Annotated in this window: 25 protein-coding genes; 17 read left to right on the top strand and 8 right to left on the bottom strand. The window is 69.3% G+C overall.

The window, feature by feature from the left end; all coding sequences use genetic code 11:
• The first annotated feature begins 76 nt into the window (after positions 1-76).
• The 9 genes from JIG36_RS03430 (at position 77) to JIG36_RS03390 (ending at position 6,401) form a co-directional block, all read left to right on the top strand.
• Positions 77-562 carry a hypothetical protein gene (locus tag JIG36_RS03430; RefSeq protein ID WP_203374480.1) on the top strand — a complete coding sequence of 162 codons (486 nt, stop codon included), beginning with the start codon at positions 77-79 and terminating at the stop codon, positions 560-562.
• Between the two features lie 77 nt (positions 563-639).
• Positions 640-933, top strand: a complete 294-nt coding sequence (locus tag JIG36_RS03425; RefSeq protein ID WP_203374479.1) for a hypothetical protein — start codon at positions 640-642, stop codon at positions 931-933.
• A 105-nt stretch (positions 934-1,038) separates the two neighbouring features.
• Positions 1,039-1,428, top strand: coding sequence for an ankyrin repeat domain-containing protein (locus tag JIG36_RS03420; protein ID WP_203374478.1), 390 nt, complete (start codon positions 1,039-1,041; stop codon positions 1,426-1,428).
• Positions 1,429-1,780: 352 nt separating this feature from the next.
• Positions 1,781-3,406 (top strand): flavin-containing monooxygenase, encoded by a 1,626-nt coding sequence (locus JIG36_RS03415; RefSeq protein ID WP_203374477.1) that lies wholly within the window; start codon positions 1,781-1,783, stop codon positions 3,404-3,406.
• A 29-nt stretch (positions 3,407-3,435) separates the two neighbouring features.
• Positions 3,436-4,386 carry an alpha/beta hydrolase gene (locus JIG36_RS03410; RefSeq protein ID WP_203374476.1) on the top strand — a complete coding sequence of 317 codons (951 nt, stop codon included), beginning with the start codon at positions 3,436-3,438 and terminating at the stop codon, positions 4,384-4,386.
• A gap of 64 nt (positions 4,387-4,450) precedes the next feature.
• Positions 4,451-5,128 carry a hypothetical protein gene (locus JIG36_RS03405; protein ID WP_203374475.1) on the top strand — a complete coding sequence of 226 codons (678 nt, stop codon included), beginning with the start codon at positions 4,451-4,453 and terminating at the stop codon, positions 5,126-5,128.
• Positions 5,125-5,454, top strand: a complete 330-nt coding sequence (locus JIG36_RS03400; RefSeq protein WP_203374474.1) for a transcriptional regulator — start codon at positions 5,125-5,127, stop codon at positions 5,452-5,454. The genes JIG36_RS03405 and JIG36_RS03400 overlap by 4 nt, the downstream gene beginning before the upstream one ends.
• Before the next feature lie 73 nt (positions 5,455-5,527).
• Positions 5,528-5,866, top strand: coding sequence for a hypothetical protein (locus JIG36_RS03395; protein ID WP_203374473.1), 339 nt, complete (start codon positions 5,528-5,530; stop codon positions 5,864-5,866).
• A complete protein-coding gene (locus JIG36_RS03390) occupies positions 5,820-6,401 on the top strand; it encodes a DUF4240 domain-containing protein (protein WP_203374472.1) in 582 nt (193 codons plus the stop codon). The genes JIG36_RS03395 and JIG36_RS03390 overlap by 47 nt, the downstream gene beginning before the upstream one ends.
• Here JIG36_RS03390 and JIG36_RS03385 read toward each other — a convergent pair.
• Positions 6,366-6,704: a winged helix-turn-helix transcriptional regulator gene (locus JIG36_RS03385; protein WP_203374471.1), complete on the bottom strand. Its 339-nt coding sequence runs from the start codon at positions 6,702-6,704 to the stop codon at positions 6,366-6,368. The genes JIG36_RS03390 and JIG36_RS03385 overlap by 36 nt on opposite strands.
• A gap of 54 nt (positions 6,705-6,758) precedes the next feature.
• Between JIG36_RS03385 and JIG36_RS03380 the strand changes: the two genes are divergently transcribed.
• Positions 6,759-7,262 (top strand): group II truncated hemoglobin, encoded by a 504-nt coding sequence (locus JIG36_RS03380; protein WP_203374470.1) that lies wholly within the window; start codon positions 6,759-6,761, stop codon positions 7,260-7,262.
• Complete coding sequence (locus JIG36_RS03375) at positions 7,252-8,442, top strand: cysteine desulfurase-like protein (protein ID WP_203374469.1); 1,191 nt, start codon at positions 7,252-7,254, stop codon at positions 8,440-8,442. Before JIG36_RS03380 ends, JIG36_RS03375 begins: the two co-directional genes overlap by 11 nt.
• 6 nt (positions 8,443-8,448) lie before the next feature.
• Here the strand turns inward: JIG36_RS03375 and JIG36_RS03370 are convergent, their stop codons facing one another.
• Together JIG36_RS03370 and JIG36_RS53880 are read right to left on the bottom strand one after the other, a co-directional pair.
• The gene (locus JIG36_RS03370) at positions 8,449-9,096 is read right to left on the bottom strand and encodes a hypothetical protein (protein ID WP_203374468.1); all 648 of its coding nucleotides are present in this window, start codon (positions 9,094-9,096) and stop codon (positions 8,449-8,451) included.
• A gap of 322 nt (positions 9,097-9,418) precedes the next feature.
• Positions 9,419-9,598, bottom strand: coding sequence for a hypothetical protein (locus tag JIG36_RS53880; protein ID WP_307872590.1), 180 nt, complete (start codon positions 9,596-9,598; stop codon positions 9,419-9,421).
• Here JIG36_RS53880 and JIG36_RS53875 point away from each other — a divergent pair.
• Entirely contained in the window at positions 9,518-9,679 is a 162-nt protein-coding gene (locus JIG36_RS53875) for a class I SAM-dependent methyltransferase (RefSeq protein ID WP_307872587.1), read from the top strand. The two genes, JIG36_RS53880 and JIG36_RS53875, sit on opposite strands and share 81 nt — an antisense overlap.
• On the opposite strand, the gene JIG36_RS51550 is transcribed toward JIG36_RS53875, so the two are convergent.
• Positions 9,646-10,413, bottom strand: coding sequence for a hypothetical protein (locus JIG36_RS51550; protein ID WP_236045499.1), 768 nt, complete (start codon positions 10,411-10,413; stop codon positions 9,646-9,648). The two genes, JIG36_RS53875 and JIG36_RS51550, sit on opposite strands and share 34 nt — an antisense overlap.
• Complete coding sequence (locus JIG36_RS03360; RefSeq protein ID WP_203374467.1) at positions 10,410-11,033, bottom strand: FMN-dependent NADH-azoreductase; 624 nt, start codon at positions 11,031-11,033, stop codon at positions 10,410-10,412. The genes JIG36_RS51550 and JIG36_RS03360 overlap by 4 nt, the downstream gene beginning before the upstream one ends.
• Positions 11,034-11,125: 92 nt before the next feature.
• Here JIG36_RS03360 and JIG36_RS03355 point away from each other — a divergent pair, with 92 nt between their 5' ends.
• The 3 genes from JIG36_RS03355 to JIG36_RS03345 all read left to right on the top strand — a co-directional run bounded on the left by JIG36_RS03355 (position 11,126) and on the right by JIG36_RS03345 (position 13,737).
• Positions 11,126-11,566, top strand: coding sequence for a MarR family winged helix-turn-helix transcriptional regulator (locus JIG36_RS03355; protein WP_203374466.1), 441 nt, complete (start codon positions 11,126-11,128; stop codon positions 11,564-11,566).
• Between the two features lie 3 nt (positions 11,567-11,569).
• The gene (locus JIG36_RS03350) at positions 11,570-11,758 is read left to right on the top strand and encodes a hypothetical protein (RefSeq protein WP_203374465.1); all 189 of its coding nucleotides are present in this window, start codon (positions 11,570-11,572) and stop codon (positions 11,756-11,758) included.
• A gap of 425 nt (positions 11,759-12,183) precedes the next feature.
• Positions 12,184-13,737 carry a pectate lyase family protein gene (locus JIG36_RS03345; protein WP_203374464.1) on the top strand — a complete coding sequence of 518 codons (1,554 nt, stop codon included), beginning with the start codon at positions 12,184-12,186 and terminating at the stop codon, positions 13,735-13,737.
• Positions 13,738-13,895: 158 nt separating this feature from the next.
• On the opposite strand, the gene JIG36_RS03340 is transcribed toward JIG36_RS03345, so the two are convergent.
• Positions 13,896-14,303 (bottom strand): ankyrin repeat domain-containing protein, encoded by a 408-nt coding sequence (locus JIG36_RS03340; RefSeq protein WP_203374463.1) that lies wholly within the window; start codon positions 14,301-14,303, stop codon positions 13,896-13,898.
• Positions 14,304-14,776: 473 nt separating this feature from the next.
• Between JIG36_RS03340 and JIG36_RS03335 the strand changes: the two genes are divergently transcribed.
• Positions 14,777-14,956 carry a hypothetical protein gene (locus tag JIG36_RS03335; protein WP_203374462.1) on the top strand — a complete coding sequence of 60 codons (180 nt, stop codon included), beginning with the start codon at positions 14,777-14,779 and terminating at the stop codon, positions 14,954-14,956.
• Between the two features lie 11 nt (positions 14,957-14,967).
• Here the strand turns inward: JIG36_RS03335 and JIG36_RS03330 are convergent, their stop codons facing one another.
• Positions 14,968-16,140, bottom strand: a complete 1,173-nt coding sequence (locus JIG36_RS03330) for a spore photoproduct lyase family protein (protein WP_203374461.1) — start codon at positions 16,138-16,140, stop codon at positions 14,968-14,970.
• Between the two features lie 83 nt (positions 16,141-16,223).
• On the opposite strand from JIG36_RS03330, the gene JIG36_RS03325 reads away from it, so the two are divergent.
• Complete coding sequence (locus JIG36_RS03325) at positions 16,224-16,703, top strand: glutathione peroxidase (protein ID WP_203374460.1); 480 nt, start codon at positions 16,224-16,226, stop codon at positions 16,701-16,703.
• Positions 16,704-17,173: 470 nt separating this feature from the next.
• Here the strand turns inward: JIG36_RS03325 and JIG36_RS03320 are convergent, their stop codons facing one another.
• Complete coding sequence (locus JIG36_RS03320) at positions 17,174-17,971, bottom strand: GNAT family N-acetyltransferase (protein WP_203374459.1); 798 nt, start codon at positions 17,969-17,971, stop codon at positions 17,174-17,176.
• Positions 17,972-18,339: the final 368 nt, after the last annotated feature.

Below are 18,339 nucleotides of genomic sequence, written 5' to 3'. Positions count from 1 at the left end.
ACGCAAGGGGCTTGTGCGCCGCCCGCCACAGTCCTAACGTTCGGACCCAAACGACCCGCATTCCTGGGACGGCGTCATGGCGCATCGGCTCCGCCGGGGCAGCCTCGGCGTAATCGGCATCTCCTTCTTCGTCATCTCCGCGGCCGCGCCGCTGACCGCGATGGCCGGCGGCGCGCCGGTCGCCATGCTGCTGGGCAACGGGCCCGGCATCCCGGCCGCGTACATTGTGGTCAGCCTGCTGTTGCTGGTGTTCTCGGTCGGTTATACGGCGATGGCCCTGGCGTCGTTCGCCGTGGTCGTGTTCCTCCGGCGCAACCCCGGCCTGGGCGGCAAACTCTGGCGCACCCTGATCGCCCCCGTCGTCGGCGGCGTGGCCACGGCCCTGGTGGCGATATACGCGGCCTCCCAGTTCGGCCTGCTCATCGGCGACGAGACCAGCCCGCTGAGCTGGGCCCTGCCGGCCTTGATCCTGGTGGCGGCCGCCGCCGGCATCGTCTCGTCGCTGATGCTCAAATCGAAAGACGTTTCCCTGTACGCCGAGATGGGCCGCAACCGGGAGTAGCTATACCTCAGGGCATAGGTGGATCTCCGGCTCGCGCCAGATCCGCCGGCCCCGCCTCGTTCGCCAGACTTCCCCCCATGACACGCACCTGGATCCGCCGCCTGATGATCGCCCTCGCCTGCGCCCCGCTGGCGGTGATCAGCATCCTGCACACGATGGGCCGCACCGGCGATTTCGGCCTGCTGGGCAAGTGGTACGTGATGGTCCCGCTGGCCGTGGCGGGCTTCTTCGCCTGGACCCTGGTCGAGAAGGCCGTCGAGCGCTTCGTCCCCGCTGCTTCTTCACCGTCGTCGCCGCAGGACGGGGATGCCCCGGTGCGGGAGACGGTGGCGGGCGGCGAGCTCGAGCCCAGCGGGCGCCAGCTCCCGTAACTGATTTCCGTACACGTCCACGAACTCGAACAGCCCGCCCGTTCTTGTCATGCCGCCATCATGATCCCCGGTTTCCCGGCTGTGCTCGCGGGTAGACGTCGTGCCGTGGCTGAGCTGGATGACGAGACGATCGCGTACGCGCACCGGATGTTCGACCTGGCCCGCGCCGGCGACACGGACGAGTTGGTGGGCCATGTCGCCGCGGGGTTGCCGGCCAACCTCACCAACGACAAGGGCGACACGTTGCTGATCCTCGCGGCGTACCACAAGCACACGGCCACGGTGGCGGCGCTGCTGGCCCACGGCGCCGACCCGAACCGGACCAACGACCGGGGCCAGACCGCACTGTCGGCCGCGGTCTTCCGCCAGAACCCCGAAACGGTCCGGACGCTGCTCGCTGCGGGCGCCGACCCCTCCGGTGGCGAGCCGTCCGCACTGGCGACGGCCGACTACTTCCAGCTGCCCGAGATGGCACTCCTCCTGCGCGGCGCCTGACACAACAGTCTTGGCCGCGAGGTCGCTGAGGACTTCTTACGCGGCGACCTGCGCGACGCCCGCGAGTGACGGCACCGGGGGCCGGCAAAGTGATTTGCCCTGCTCAGGCGATCTTTCGTCGCGGGAAAGAAACACCGTTGAAACATTGACTGGATGCAGAATGCATTCTACGGTGTGGGCTACGTCACGAACTGGTCACCGATGGTGACGAAAGACTGCACTGCCGCGCACCGGCACACCCCTCGGTCGTCTCCGCAACCTCTCCCACCGGCAGCACCACCCGACAGCGAGATCGGGTGGCGATGGCGTGTGCCCAGAGCGCGGCCGGCCTCGAACCGCCAGGAGTCCGCCCATGTCGCAGACCACTCAGGAGACCGCTGAAAAGACCCGCACCGTGGACGCCGTCATCGTCGGCGCCGGCTTCTCGGGGATGTACCTGCTGCACAAGCTGAGGCAACAGAACCTCACCGCCGTCGTGTTCGAGGCCGGCACCGGCGTCGGCGGCACGTGGTACTGGAACCGCTACCCGGGGGCCCGCGTCGACGTGGAGAGCCTCGCCTACTCGTACTCCTTCTCCGAAGACCTCGAGCAGGAATACCCGTGGGAGGAGCGCTACCCGACGCAACCCGAGATCCTCAAGTACGCCAACCACGTCGCCGACCGCTTCGACCTGCGCAAAGACATTGTTTTCCGTACGCGGGTGACCGGCGCGACCTGGAACGACGAGAACCGGACGTGGCTCGTGCGCACCGAGCACGAGGACACCGTCCACGCCCGCTTCCTGATCATGGCGACCGGGTGCCTGTCGTCGCCGAAACTCCCCGAGATCCCGGGCATCGAGAACTTCCAGGGCACGTCGTACCAGACCTCACGCTGGCCGCACGAGCAGATCGACTTCACCGGGCAGCGGGTCGGCATCATCGGCACGGGGTCCTCGGGTGTGCAGTCCATCCCGGTGATCGCCGAGACCGCGGCCGACCTGACCGTCTTCCAGCGCACCCCGTCGTACTCGCTGCCGGCCCGCAACCGGCGCCTGCGCGACGACGAGATCGCCGACATGCGCGCCAACTACCGCGCCTACCGCAAGGCCCAGAAGGAATCCGGCGCCGGCGTACCGGTGGTCGTGCCGACCCAGTCGGCGCTCGAGGTGTCGGCCGAGGAGCGGAACGAGGCGTTCGAGGCCGCCTGGGAGAGCGGCAGCCTGGTCAACCTGCTGTCGACGTTCACCGACTTCGCCACGAACCAGGCCGCCAACGACACCGCCAAGGCCTGGATCCACGACAAGATCCGGCAGATCGTCCAGGACCCGCAGGTGGCCGAGGACCTGTGCCCCGACTACCCGGTCGGCACCAAGCGGCCCTGCCTCGACACCAACTACTTCGAGGCGTTCAACCTGCCCAACGTGCACCTGGTCAACCTGCGGCGCACCCCGCTGGTCGAGGTCACCGGCAAGGGCATCCGCACCAGCGACCGGGAGTACGAGTTCGACGTCATCGTCTACGCGACCGGCTTCGACGCGATGACCGGCGCGCTGACCAACGTGGACATCCGCGGGCGGGACGGGCTCTCGCTCAAGGAGACGTGGAGCGCGGGACCCCGTACGTACCTCGGCATCGGCTCGGCCGGCTTCCCCAACCTGTTCATGATCACCGGGCCGGGCAGCCCGTCCGTGCTCTCCAACATGATCGTGTCGATCGAGCAGCACGTCGACTGGGTCGTCGACGCCATCGAGCACCTCGACCGGCAGGGGCTGCGGACGATCGAACCGACCGCGGAGGCGCAGGACGCGTGGGTCGACCACGTCAACGAACTCGCCAGTTACACGCTCTATCCGCGAGCCAACTCCTGGTACATGGGCGCCAACGTGCCCGGCAAGACCCGCGTCTTCATGCCCTACTGCGGCGGCGTGGGGGAGTACCGCAAGAAGTGCGACGACGTGGCCGCGCGCGGCTACGAGGGCTTTTCCCTGGCTGCCTGATCCTGCTTTCCGCGTACGAAGGAGAAACCATGTCCCGTCGTGAACTGATCGACGCCGAGGTCGCCGTCCCGCTCAATCAGCTGCTCGAGGCCATGCCGGGCGGCTTCAACTCGGTGCCCGACATCGTGCAGCGCCGCGCCACCGTCGAGGCGATGCTCAGCGGCATCGAGATCCCGGAGAACCCCGACGTCCGCAAGGAGGACCGCACGGTTCCGGGGCCCGAGGGAGAGCCCGACATCACCGTACGGATCTACCGACCGGTCAACGCCACCGGCCCGCTGCCAGGCATCTTCTACATCCACGGCGGCGGCATGATCCTGGGCAGTGTGGACGGCGAGGACCCGAACGCCACCTACATCTGTGACGAGGTCCAGGCCGTGGTCGTCTCGGTCGAGTACCGGCTCTCGCCCGAGCACCCGCACCCGGCGCCGGTCGAGGACTGCTACGCCGGGCTGGTGTGGATGGCCAAGAACGCGGCCGAGCTGGGGTACGACCCGTCCAGGCTGGCGATCTACGGCGCGTCGGCCGGTGGCGGGCTCACCATCGCCACCGCCCTTCTCGCCCGTGACCGGGGCGGCCCGCAGCTGTCGTTCATGATGCCGATCTACCCGATGATCGACGACACCAACACGACCGCCTCCAGCCACGAGATCCTCGACATCGGGATCTGGGACCGGGCCGGCAACATCGAGGCCTGGGCCTGGTATCTGGGCGGCAAACCGGCCGACCAGTACGCGGCCCCGACCCGCGCCGAAGATCTGGCCGGGCTGCCTCCGGCGTTCATCGACGTCGGCACGGTCGACCTGTTCCGCGACGAGGACATCGCGTTCGCCCAGCGTCTGATGGCCGCGGGTGTGCCGACCGAGCTGCACATCCACCCGGGCAGCTACCACGCGGCGGAGACGTTCGCGGCCGAGGCTGCCCTCTCCCGCCGCATCTGGGACCTGCGCCTGGACGCTCTGCGCCGCGCACTGAAGTAAGGGAGTTGTCAGGAGCCGCCGCGGGGTACTAGCGCAAATAGGTTTGCTGTGGAAACCTATTGCCATGACCACCGACTCGATGTCCGCCGGCAGTGACCCCCGGCGGCTCCTCTCCGAGACCCGGGCGCTGGCCCACCGCGTACGGCTCGATCAGCGGTTGACCTGGGCGGCGCTGCTCGTCCTGGGCGTCGTGGCCCTCGTCGCGATCCCGTTCGACTACTTCGGCCTGGTCGAGCGATGCGACGGCGACAGCTGCGCGTCCTGGCGTCGAGGCTCGCTCTTCTATTGGCCTCCGGCACTGCTCATCGCGTACGGGGGAATCGCCTTCGCTTATATGCGGGCCGCCCGGGCGCGGGGGCTCGGCGCGCGCGTGCTGCCATTCGTGATCACCGGCGGCGTCCTGACCCTCATCTCGATGGTCGCCTGGCTGCTGGCCCGCGCGTACTGGTGGAACAACCCGCCGGCCGACCCGTTCCCGGCGTGGGTGATGGTGCTCGACCGCCTGATCGCACCGGCCGGCACCATCGGGCTCGCGCTGCTCGTGCTGGCCTGGCTGGAACGCAACGTCGCGCTGGCCGCGTTCACCGGCGTCTACCTGGTGATCGTCCTGGTGCCGGTCACGTTCGGCTGGGAGATCAACACGTCGACCGCCGCCTCGTTCGTGCCGCCGCAGGTCATCACCGCCGTCGTGCTGCTGCTGGGCGCGGCCGGTTTCGCCCGGGCCCGACGGCGGCGGCCGTGACCGACGAACGGGTCGAGCACCCGGTCACCGGCCTCGACGAGACCGTGCACCAGCGGGTCCGGCTCGGCATCCTCACCATCGCCCACGAGGCCCGGCGGGTCGAGTTCGGCTACCTGCGCGACCATCTCGGGCTGACCGCCGGCAACCTGTCGAAACACCTGAGCGTCCTCGAGGCGGCGGGCCTGGTCGGCATCGAGAAGGGCTACGAGGGCAAACGCGCCCGTACGTGGATCACCCTGACCGCGGCCGGCAGCCGGGCCCTGGCCGAGGAGATCGAGCGGCTGAAACAGCTCATCTCGCGGGTAGAGTCCACGGGAAACGTCTGAGGAGGTCGGTCACGGTGCATCCGGTCTAGCGACGGCCCCACCCCGGGGCGTCACGGAGCCGAAAGGCGACCGTATGAGCCGGACCGACAAGACCCGCCCCTGGTGGGTCCAGATGGCCGATGCCCCGATGAGGGCGTGCCGGCCGCACCACGACCACCGTTTCGGGCCGTGCACGCTGCCGCCCGAGATCACCCGCGACACGGCCGGGCTGGGCGATCGTCGCGACGGTTGCCGCTGGGTGGGCACCCAGTCGTACTGGTACCGCCGCTGTGAGAGCAAGGGCGCCCGCGAGTGGGCGTTCTGGCGTCGTACGGAGAACCGTCGCGACCGCCACCAGGAACGCCGGCGCCTCTACACTGCGCGCCGTGAATGTGGACGACTTCTGGACGTTTCTCGAGGCCTCGGGGCGTGACGGCGGTGGCCAGGAACCACGCGAGGCGTTCCTGAGCCACCGGCTGGGCCGGATCCCGCGTGAGCACGTGCTCGACTTCGCGCAGCACCTGTCGGCCACGCGGGAACCGGCCAACACCTACCGGCTGTGGCGTGCGGCCGACATCATCCTCGACGGATGGTGCAGCACCGACGGGTTCCACTACTTCCAGATGTGGCTGGCCGGGCTCGGCCGGGAGGCGTACGAGGGTGCGATCGCTGCCCCGGACAGCCTTGCCGGGCATCCCGAGGTGAGGCGGCTGGCGGCGCTGCCCCGGCCGTGGGCGGACGAGGACTATCCGATGTGGGAGTCGCTGGAGTACGTCGCGGTCGGGGTCGGCGAACAGCGGCCCGACATCGGCGGCGACGTGCGTGACCTGCTCACCGAGGAACGCGCCTTCTACCCGCGGATGGACCCGGACCCCGACGACACCGAATGGCTCAACCTGGACCGCGACGAGCTGGCCGTGCGCTATCCCCAGCTATGGGACCTCTTCGGTGACCGCTGGCGTACGTGACTCGCGGGCGACGCCCCAGTCGTACATGGCCTGCAACACCGGAATGAGGGTGCGGCCCTCCTCGGTCAGGTCGTACTCGACGTGGGGCGGCACCGTGCCGAGGTCACGCCGGACCACCAGGCCGTCCGCCTCCAGTTCGCGCAGCCGCTGGCTCAGCATCTTCTCGCTGATGCCGGGTGTGAGACGGCGCAGCTCGCCGTAGCGGTGCACGCCCTCCTTGAGGCGGGCCAGCAGGACCGTACGCCATCGTCCGCCGATCACGGAGACGGTCAGGTCGACGGGGCAGCCGTATCGCTTGGGCACGCACCATTATGTGCGTACTTGCCGGTCGATCACGGTCCTGCTGAGCTGGTCGGCATGACGGACACGACACCGACACTCCACGAGTGGGCGGGCGGGGACGCGGCCTTCGAGCGGCTGACCGACGCGTTCTACACCCGGGTCGTGCGGGACGACCTGCTCGCGCCGCTGTTCGCGCCCATGTCGCCGGAGCATGCGCGGCACGTGGCGGTCTGGCTGGCCGAGGTGTTCGGTGGGCCGGCCACCTACACGGCCGCGCACGGCGGTTATCCGCGCATGCTCGCCCACCACCTGAACATGGCCATCACCGAACCGCAGCGGCGGCGCTGGGTGAACCTGATCCAGGACGCCGCCGACGAAGCGGGGCTGCCCGACGACCCGGAGTTCCGGGCCGCCTTCCTGGGCTACATCGAGTGGGGCACCCGCCTGGCCCGGCTCAACTCGCAGCCGGGCGCGGAGGTGGTGCGCGACGCTGCGGTGCCGCGATGGGGCTGGGGCGTGGCGCCGCCGTACCAGCCGGCGCTCCGTGCCGAACACTTAAGCTCCGGGGATGAGTCTTGACGTCGCCCGCATACGGTCCGGTTATCCCGCGCTCGCTGAGGGGTTCGCCCACTTCGACGGGGCCGGCGGCACCCAGCCGGCCGAACCGGTGATCGAGGCGATCGGTGCCGCCATGCGTACGGCGGTCTCGAACCGGGGCGCCGCCCACGAGCCCGCCCGCCGCTCGGGTGAGATGGTCGCCGCCGCCCGGGCCGCCGTGGCCGACCTCGTGGGCGGTGACCCGGAAGGTGTCGTGTTCGGGCCGAGCGCCACTGCCCTGACCTACCTGGTGGCGCGCACCCTGTCCCAGAGCTGGGGTCCGGGCGACGACATCGTGGTGTCGCGGCTCGACCACGACGCCAACGTGCGCCCGTGGGTGCAGGCGGCCGAGGCGACCGGAGCGACCGTACGGTGGGCCGGGGTTGATCTGGCGACCGGTGAGCTGCCGGTGGGGCAGTACCAGGACCTGGTGGGGCCGCGCACCCGGTTGGTGGCGGTCACCGCGGCCAGCAATGCGACAGGCACAGTTCCCGCCGTACGGGACATCTCCGCCCTCGCCCACAAGGCCGGTGCCCTGGTTTACGTGGACGGCGTGCACGCGACCGCCCACCGCCCGACCGACGTGGCCGCGCTCGGCGCCGACTTCTACGTGACCAGCGCGTACAAATGGTCCGGCCCGCACTACGCGGCGGTGATCGCCGACCCGGAGGTATGGGCGCCGTTGCAGCCGGTGAAGCTCATCCCCTCACCCTCGGTAGCACCCGACCGGTTCGAGTACGGCACGTTGAGCTTCGAGCTGCTGGCCGGAGTGACCGCCGCCGTCGACCACCTGGCCGGCCTCGTCCTCGGCCCGGGCAGTCGTCGCAGCCGGGTGCTGGCGAGCATGGCCGCGGCCGAGGAGTACGAGAACGCCCTCGCCGCCCGCCTCCTCGAGGGCCTGCAGGCGATCGACACCGTGACCCTGTTGCCGTCCGGGCGCGAGCGCTGCCCGACGATCTCGTTCCGCGTCGACGGCCGGACCCCGGCCGAGACCGCGCGAGCCTTGGGCGAGCAGGGCCTCTGCGTCTCCCATGGCGACTATTACGCGGTCGAATACTTCGAGGCGGCGGGCCTGCGCGCCACCGGCGGAGCGGTGCGCGCGAGCATCTACCACTACAACACCGCCGACGAGATCGACCGCCTCCTCGAAGCGATCAAATAACAGACCCTAGGCGACCCACCACCAGCCATCGCCCACTTCGCGTTTGGGGCGGCCGTTGTCGCCGTCGGCAGTGGCGATCAGTGTGTCCGCGGTGGGTGGCCGGGTGAAGTAGCCGAGGCCGGTCCCGGACTCAGCCCGCCAGTTCTGCCACATCTGGACGAAGAGCGCCTCCTGACCCGCGTACGCGAACCCGGACGGGCACAGCGAACGCAGGTCAGCCGGCACGGTCAGCATGTCGTGGAGGCGCCCGGCCCGGTAGTCCTCGGCCAGCTCCGCCAGCGCGGCCCGATGGATCCGGTACTGGTTGTCGACATAGTCGAACTGCGAAGCCTGCCGGGTGGCGACAACGATGGCCGTGGCGGCCAGGGCCAGGCTCACCAGGGCGACTCCCCACGACCCCCGCACGCAGGCGACCAGGATGACCACAGTCGACTCCAGCGCGGCGATCACGAACAGCACCAGCACGAGCGCCAGGCCGAGCAACGAGCCGCCGTACGGGGAGGTCTGAGTGAATGACCAGAGCAGCGCCAGAAGCAGCCAGCCGAGACCGCCGAGCCCAACCTGAAGCAGTCCCCGCCGGCTCCGCAGAACGGCCCGCGGCTTGACGCGCACCGCCGGGGCCGGCTCATCCGCCCCATCCCACAGAAATGTCATCTGGTGACCCCGGCTACCGGGTGATGTCTTCTGTGGACAGCGGAATGCGGTGTTGAGTTTCCATGCCGACGATCCTGCGGGCGCCGGCGCGGTGGGGAAAGCAGTTACACAGAACCTCCACACGATCTCCTCGACGCCGGACGTTTCCACGGCGTCGACCGGTGGCCTGCTGCCGCGGCGCGCACTGATACAGCGTGATCACCGACTACCGTGGCTGTTTAGAGCGCGGACGACTGGTTGGCCGATACCCGGACCTCCCACGACACGGTCGCCGTCAGCTATGCCGACCTGGTCCGCAACGCGCTTTCCGAGCTTTCATCACCTACGCGCCGCTTTGACGCTGTTCGCCGACGGCGTGCTTGCTGCGGGCGGCGGGCCGGTGGCGAACATCGGATGCGGGCCTGGACACATCACCTCCCGTCTGCACGAACTCGCTCTTGAGGTCTTCGGCGTCGATCTGTCGCCGGGAATGATCGCCGTCGCCCGGCGCGATCACCCGCACCTACGGTTCGAGGTGGGACCCATGACAAGCCTGAGCCCCCGGCCTCCTCACTCGCCGGTCTCCTGGCCGGGCAGGCGTTGATCCATATACCCGACGAGGACGTGCCTGCCGTCTTCGAACACTTCCTTCGATCCTTGCGCCCGGGCGGACTGCTGCTGCTCTTCCACACCGGCGACAGCTAGCGACTGAAGACCGAAGGCTACGGGCTCGGGCATGTCGAGCCTCAGGCGCGGCAGGCGCATGGCCAAGGCAGCGGTCGCGGCGGCGAAGGCGAAGCCGAGGACCGGTTGCGCGGGCGGGAGCGCGAAGCCCGACACCGTGAAGAGTGGCAGCAACACCGCGAAGGCGATGCCGTGCGGGCGCAGGCGATGGTCGGCGTGGGTGATGGCTACGCCCAGGCTGATCGCGGCGATGATCAGGAGGAGGGAAGCGGAGAGGGCCGTGATGACCAGGGCGGAGCCGTAGGCGGTGTCGTTGTTGAGGGCGGGCATTCCGGGCGTGCCGGCCAGGTGGGCGCGCCCGAGGCCGGGCTGCACGAACGCGGCGCTGCCGAAAGCGGCCGACAGGAAGACGTTGGCCACCGTGAACAGGGCGAAAGGCTTGGAGCTGCGCACGTACGGGGTCAGGGCGGCGGCGCCGAGGATGGCCGGCGCGGCGCCGAAGATGCTGGCGCCCAGGTGGCTGAGCAGGAACGAGCTCGACGTCACGTAGCGGGCGTACGTGTCGAAGTCGGAGACGGGCGGCTGGTGGGTCAGGGTGCTGAGGCCGAGCAGGAGGCCATAGGCGGGTAGCGCCCAGAGGGCGGCGGGTTTCACGAGAGGAATCCCTTCGCGAGGTCGCGGGCCTGGGCGTGCGCGAGGCGGCGCGGGGTGTCGGCGTCGGCGGTGGCCAGGTTCGGGCGGAAGTGGACGGTGCGCAGGTCGTCGATGCCGGCCCAGCGCAGCCAGTCCTCGACGTACGGGGCCTGGAAGTCGGCACCGAACGCCGGACCGCGGCCGGGACCGTAGACGGCGCTGGTGTAGATGACGGCGGCCCGCTTGTCGCGCAGCAGCCCGCGGTAGCCCTCGGCCGGGTCGAAGCCGAAGATCAGGCCGGGCTGGCTGATGACGTCGATGAACTGCTTGAGGATGTACGGGATCCCGGCGTTCCACATGGGCACGCTGAACAGGTAACGGTCGTAGGCGTCGAAGCGGTGGAACGCGTCGACGGCGGCCGTCCACGCGGGGCTGTCGGGCTGTTCTCCGGCGAAGACGGCCATCTTGGCCGCCGCCGCCTCGGGGCCGAACGCGGGGAGCGTGCCGTCCCAGAGGTTCCACTCCGTGACGGTCGTGCCGGGGGAGACCTCGCGGAGCGTGTCGAGGAACGTCGTCGCGATCGCGAGCGACTCGGAACGCGGGCCGCGGGGCGAGGCGGAGATGTGCAGGACCTGGTTCATGGCTGCTCCCTTGGGTTTCTGGAAAGTGCGTGCGCACGCACATTGTTACTCCGATGCGTGCGCACGCACAAGACTGTGGCTAGGGTGGGGTGATGAGCGACACCGACACGGCCGCCTGGGCGGCGTTGCTGCGCGTGCACGCGGCTCTGGTCCCGCGCATCGACCGCGAACTCCAGCGGCGGTGCGGGTTGCCGCTGACCTGGTACGACGTGCTGCTCGAACTCAACTCGGCCCCCGGCCGGCGGTTGAGCATGGGGGAGCTGGGCGAGGTGGCGGTGGTGTCGCGCACGCGGGCCAGCCGGGTCGTCGATCAGCTGGTGGCGGCCGGTTTCGTGAGCCGTTCGAGCAACCCCGAGGACAAGCGTTCCGCGTACGCGGTGATCACCGACGAGGGGCGCAAGGTGTTGCGCGCGGCGGCGCCGGTCTATCTGGCCGCGATCGAGCGTTTCTACACGTCCCACATGAGCGCCGCCGAGTCGCGGACCGTGGCGGCGGCGCTGGAGAAGGTGCTGGCGGCCGGGCCGCATACTTAGGCCGTGCTGTATTTCGTTCTTTTCGCCATCGTGGTCGTCGGGCTGGCCGTGATCGTGACGGTGCAGCACTACCTGGACAAGCGCCGGCCGAGGGTCGCCGAGGACAAGGGCGGCGATTCTGGTTCGCCGTTCGGCACCGACGCCAGCCGCTACGCCGACAGTGATGGCGGCGGCGGGTTCGGTTCCGACTGAGCGTTCGTGCGCGTTGCTCGCGGTTGAGTGTTCGCGCGTTGAGGTGCGTTGAGCGTTTGCACGTTGCTCGCGTTAAGCGTTCGTGCGCGTTGCTCGCGGTTGAGCGTTCGCGCGCGTTGAGCCGCGTTGCGCGCGTTGAGCGCTTGCGCGAGTTGGGTGCGTGTCGAGCGTTCGCGCGTTGGCGCACTCGGCATCCGTTGATCGGGTCGCGCGGCGGGGAGCGCTCCCACCCGCTGCGAAATGCAAACACTGCAAACGCTTGCCCACGTTATCGACTTGTTTCTATTCTCGCTGAGGTAAGCGCTTTCCTCCATACGGATCGCCGGGTCGGCGTGGGTGGCTGATCCGCGGCTCCCTCATGGCCGCGGGTCCGAGACAACGGTTCGTAGTGGCAGCGCCCGGTATGCGAAGAGGAGCGAGACACCATGAAACGTTCAGCCAAACGCGCACTAGTGGCGCTGACGACGGGCGCGGTCGGCGCGGCCGTCGTCGTCGCACTACCCCTGCCCTGGGCGAGCGCGGCCGCGGTGGGCTCCGCGACCGGTTACGCCTCGGTCAACGGCGGCACGACCGGCGGCAACGGCGGATCCACCGTACGGGCCACCACCGGCACCCAGATCCACCAGGCGCTGTGCTCGCGGGCCAGCAGCAGCACCCCGATCACGATCGAGGTCTCCGGCACGATCAACCACGGCAACACGACAAAGGTCTCGGGCGACAGCTGCAACACGGCCGCCGACAAGATCGAGCTCAAGGAGATCAGCAACGTCACGATCATCGGGGTCGGCAGCGGCGCGGTCTTCGACCAGCTGGGCATCCACATCCGCGATTCCAGCAACATCATCATCCAGAACGTGACCGTGCGGAACGTCAAGAAGTCGGGCTCGCCCACCTCGAACGGCGGTGACGCCATCGGCATGGAGAGCACGGTCCGTAACGTCTGGGTCGACCACGTCACCCTCGAGGCGTCGGGCGGCGAGTCGGAGGGTTACGACGGCCTGTTCGACATGAAGGACAACACGCAGTACGTCACCCTGTCGTACAGCATTCTGCGCAACTCCGGCCGCGGCGGACTGATCGGTTCGAGCGAGAGCGACACGTCGAACAGCTTCATCACGTTCCACCACAACCGCTACGAGAACATCGACTCCCGTACGCCGTTGCTGCGCGGCGGCGTCGCGCACATCTACAACAACTACTACTACAGCCTGAACGAATCGGGCATCAACTCGCGCGCCGGCGCCCGGGCCAAGGTCGAGAACAACTACTTCCAGAACTCGAAGGACGTCCTCGGCACCTTCTACACCGACGCCGCCGGCTACTGGCAGACCGCGGGCAACATCCTCGACAACGTGACCTGGTCGGCCACGAGCAGCGACCACAAACCGGCCGGTCCGAGCATGGCGTCGACGACCACGGTGAGCGTTCCGTATTCGTACCGTCTGGACGGCGCTTCGTGCACGCCGGACATTGTTCGCTCAACCGCGGGCGCGAACACCGGGATCCGTACGTCGAACGGAAGTTGCGGCACCACCAACCCGACCAACCCGACCACGCCGCCCCCGACCACTCCGTCGACCCCGACCCCGACGACCCCGACGCCCACCCCGACCCAGCCGAGCGGCACCAACCTCAGCCTGAGCGGCGGAGCCGACGGTTCGAGCAAGGCGAGCGGCACCAGTTACGGCAACGTCAAGGACGGCAGCCTGACCACGTACTGGTCGCCGAGCGGCACCACCGGCAGCATCTCGATCAAGTGGAGCGCCGCCACCACCGTCGGCCGCATCAACATCCGCGAGGTCTCGGCCGCCGTCACCGCCTACCGGGTCCTGAACGCCGACACCGGCGCCGTCCTCAAGACCGGTTCGGGCGCGGGCGTCATCTCGTTCACGCCGACCTCGCTCAAGAAGGTCACGTTCGAGATCACCAGCGCGAGCGCGACCCCGCGGGTGGCCGAGTTCGAGACGTACGCGAGCTGAAAGCAGAAACCCACACTGCAGACGTACGGGAGATAGACGCACCAAAAGCACCAAGGCTGAACCGCCGCGCCTCGCGACCGGGTCGGTGGTCACGGCCATAGCGCGTCACCGGGACGTTCCCGCGTCCCCGGCACGACGCCTTCCGGCCTCCTGGCGAGTCACCTTGCCGGGAGGCCGGCCCGTAACCGGTCCACGGTGTCGTGATACCCGCCGGCCTCGGCCCATTCGATCGCCGTACGGCCCTGGCCGTGGTCCTCCCGCCGTTCCGGGTCGGCGCCGGCGTCCAGCAACATCGCCACCGTCGTCCGATGTCCCCAGCAGGCCGCGCCGCACAACGGCAGGCCCTCGTCGCCGGTGCCGCTCTCCAGGTTCGGGTCGGCCCCCGCGCTCAGCAGTGCCCGCACGTTCTCCACCCGGTCCGAAACGCTCGCCCGATAGAGCGCGGTGCTGCCGTCGCGGTCGGGCGTGTCCGGTTCGGCGCCCGCGCGCAAAAGCGTATGCACCTCACCCCAGCCGGCCCGCTCCACGAGTTGCCGCTGCAGCTTCTTCCGCCGCCGCCGTTTCATCCGCGCAGCCTTTCACGCCGCCGCTCGCTCATCCGCGCAGTCTCTCTCGCGCCGCCGCTTGCTTATTCGCGCAGTCTCTCGCTTGGTTTGCTCGTCCGCGCAGCCTTGCACGCCGCCGCTCGCTCATCCGCGCAGTCTCTCGCGCCACCGCTTGGTCGTCCGCGCAGCGTCTCGCGCCGCCGCTTGTTCATCCGCGCAGCCTCTCGCTTGGCTTGTTCATTCGTGCGGCCCCTCGGGTCGGCGCTTGTTCGTCCGCGTGGCCTCAGGCTGGGATCTGCTCATTTGCGCAGCCTTCGCGCCCGCGTTTGTTCATTCGCGCACCGGCCCGCCTTCCGTACTGGTCGCTGCGCGCATCGTGTCACCGCCGGGCAAGATGCACCGTTCTGTGGCAGTTGTGGCCCGTGGAGAGGATTCCGGACAGCCTGCATGGGTACACCAGTCAAGTACGGTTCCGTCTCTTTGAGGAGGCTGACATGTCTGTTCGTGAACCGAGCGCGCAGCCTGACATCGAGCACCCGATCGATCTGACCGACCTGCCCGATCGCGGCGAACGTCCGAAACCGGCCCGCGTTCCGGAGCACCACCCGGACGACTCCGGCTTGCCCGGCGACGTACCGGGACCGCACAGCCCGGACTCGCCGCCGCGGGAATAGACCCGAGGTGGTCAGGTCCAATAGAGGATGCGGCATGCGGGGAGCCGTGCGGCGATCTCCGATTCGAACCAGCCGCGCAGCTCTCCCATGACCGTCGGCGGGTAGACGTACTTCACCGCGCCGAACTTGCCATGCTTGCGGCTGCGCGATTCCTCGTCCATCTCGATCCGGGTCCGCGGGTACCAGCCCAGCAGCACCTCTTTGCTCCCCGGGGTGAAACGGTGCGTGATGAGCTCGGCGGTCAGGTCGAGCCCGGGAACCCCGTCGACGGCAGTCGCTACGGCGTCCAGCAACGCGCCGTAGTGACGCCGCCAATCGTCGATCGCCATGATGGGGGCGATCGTCAGGCCGACCGGATAGCCGTCGAGTGCGAGGGTGCGCAGCGCGGCCAGGCGTTCCGGCAGGGGAGCGGTGCCGCCCTCCATGCGGGTGGTGACCGGTTGGCCGTTGACGCTGAACCGCACCCGCGTCCGCCCGGCGTGCGGCAGCCCGGTGAAGGTGCCGACGTCGGCGAACTTGGTCGTCCACCGCAGCTGCACCGGCGCGTCCCAGGCGCCGAAGTGCTCGACTGCGCGGCGCCAGCTGCCGGTCAGATGCTCGAGGGCGAGCGGATCGGTGTAGCAGGACGCCTCGAACGTGGTTCCCTCGTCGCGGCGCGCGGCCCGGCGGCTGGTGACCGTGCCCCGGCCGGCGTAGTCGGCCAGCCCGTCCAGGATGTCGTCGAGGTCGGCGTAGACACGGGTGACCGGGGGACCGGACAGCGAACCGGCCAGATAGCAGTACTGGCAGTGCGCGGGGCAGCCCTCAGCCAGGTCGAACCGCCAGTCGGCGCTGGGCGAGATCGGCTGTAACCGGCGACGCGACGGCGGGCTTACGACGATCGCCAGGGTCGACTTCGCTCTCGCGTACGTCTGCCGGTCGTTCTCGCCCCGGACGCCGGTGAGCCGGGCCGACTTCAGGCGCTCGACCTCGATCCCCTGCGCCTCGACGAGCGCCATGATGCGGCGGCCGTGCGGGTGGTCATACGCGGGCGGGGTTGCCACCACCCGCTTCGGGGTCCAACGCCGCCCCGGTCGCGGCGGCGGAGCGACACCGCTCAGATCGTGCGTCCATACCTGCTCGCCGCTGGCGCTGTGCGGTGCCGTCACCTCGTCGAGGGCCAGTGGGTCGTTCAGGTCGGGCACCTCCCGCCAATACCCCGGCCAGGGCGGATGTACCGTTTGTCGAGCCTGAAGTTTGACCACACGATCCGGGAGCGGCGCGAGCGATGACGGCGATTCAAGAGATCCCGCTGAAGACCATCACCGGCCAGGAATCCACGCTGGGTGATTATGCGGGGCAGGTGCTGCTGGTGGTGAACGTCGCCTCCAAGTGCGGGCTCACGCCTCAGTACGACGGGCTCGAGAAGCTCCACGAACGGCTGCGCGACCAGGGCTTCACCGTGCTCGGCTTCCCGGCGAACGACTTCGGCGCGCAGGAACCCGGCACCGACGAGGAGATCGCCGAGTTCTGCTCGACGACGTTCGACGTGCAGTTCCCGATGTTCTCGAAGATCAGCGTGCTCGGCGCCTCCCGGCACCCGCTCTACGACGCCCTCGCCGGCGACCAGGACGTCCAGTGGAACTTCGAGAAGTTCCTGATCGCCCGCGACGGCACGGTAGCGGGCCGTTTCGCGCCCGGTGTCACCCCCGACGACCCCGAGCTGACGTCCGCGATCGAGCGGGAGATTGCCGCCCCGCGCCCGTAGCCAACGCGCCCCACAAGCAGCCCACCGCTCTGCATAGCTCAGTGAGCGGATTGCGCGAGTGGTCACGGCGTTGTGCGGGTCGGTGAGCGGATTGCGCGAGTGGTCGCGGTGTTGTGCGGGTCGGTGAGCGGATTGCGCGAGTGGTCGCGGTGTTGTGCGGGTCGGTGAGCGGGTTGCGCGAGTGGTCGCGGTGTTGTGCGGGTCGGTGAGCGGGTTGCGCGAGTGGTCATGGTGTTGTGCGGGTCGGTGAGCGGGTTGCGCGAGTGGTGACCGCGTTGCGCGGGTCGGTGAGCGGGTTGCGCGAGTGGTCACCGCGTTGCGCGGGTCGGTGAGCGGATTGCGCGAAGTGGTGACCGCGTTGCGCGGGTTCAGTGAGCGGATTGCACGAGTCGTCACGGCATTGCGCGGGTCAGTGCGGGATGCGCGAATGGTAACCGCGCCGGCCGGCCATGCGGGTGGCCGGCGTTCTGCTATACGGCGCCCGCGCGGGTTCGGTTGCGCCACATCTCGAGGGTGATCTCGTACTCGACCTCGCCCTCTTCCGTGCCGGGCAGCGGGTCGTCCCACTCCGGGAAGAACGTGCGTACGTGGCGCATGCCGACGGCCTTCATGACGCCTCGGGATCCGGCGTTCACGGCCATCGTCTGCGCGATCACGCGACTCTGGCCCACGGTGTCGAAGGCGTGCCGCAGGAGCGCGCGAGACGCCTCGCTGGCCAGGCCCTGCCGCCAGAACCGCCGGGCCAGCCGGTAGCCGAGCTCGGCGACGGCCGGGTCGTCCGGCTGGTCGGGCCCGTGCGCCGGCGGCAGCATCATGAGCCCGACAAATCCGTCCGCGGACTCAACCATGGGCTCGGCGCCCGACGCGGACTGCATCGTGGGCTCGGCACCCGACGCGGACTCCATCGTGGGCTCGGCACCTGACGCGGACTTCATCGAGGGCTCGGCACCTGACGCGGGCTCAGCCGTGGTCTTGGCACCCGACGTGGGCTCAACCAGGGTCTTGTGCTCGGGCGCGGTGCCGGGGTGGTCCGAGGCCGGCCCGCCGCCGTTCGAAGCGAACGCCATCCAGTAACCGAGCCCGTCGACCTTCCCCGACAGGGCCATCCGCTCCGCATGGCTGGCGATCACTTCCTCGCGGGAACGGGCGCGCCCCCACAGATAGCGCAGCACCTCCGGATCGGCGTCGAGCTCGACCTCCAGCTCCAGGTGCCGGTCGGCCAGCGGGACCATCACAAGTCGCTCGGTACGCAGGATCGGCTGTGCCACCCGGCGACGATCACACATCCGGGGGCCGTCTGCGACCGAGTTTGCGTCAACGTGCCGCTGCACCGGTCCGGATGATGCGACCACGACGGTCTCCTGACTGGGCGGCGCGAGATGGGTGGGCCAGCCATGCTGTCCGAGCGCGTGGCTGTGGAGAACGCGGGGCGTGACTGGGCGGCGCGAGATGTGTGGGCCGGTCAGGCTGCTCGAGCGCGTGGCTGGGCAGAACGCGGGGCGTGACTGGGCGGCGCGAGGTGGGTGGGCCGGTCAGGCTGCCCGAGCGCGTGGCTGAGGAGAACGTGGGGCATGGCTGGGCGGCGCGAGATGCGTGGGCGGCTCCTCACCCCGTACGCGGAACGCGTTGTCGGCCG

Origin of the sequence: Paractinoplanes ovalisporus (assembly GCF_016834655.1) — a bacterium.
In the GTDB taxonomy this organism is placed as follows: Bacteria; Actinomycetota; Actinomycetes; order Mycobacteriales; family Micromonosporaceae; genus Actinoplanes; species Actinoplanes ovalisporus.
Note: the sequence above shows the minus strand (reverse complement) of the source record. Positions and strands in the feature narration are given on the sequence as shown.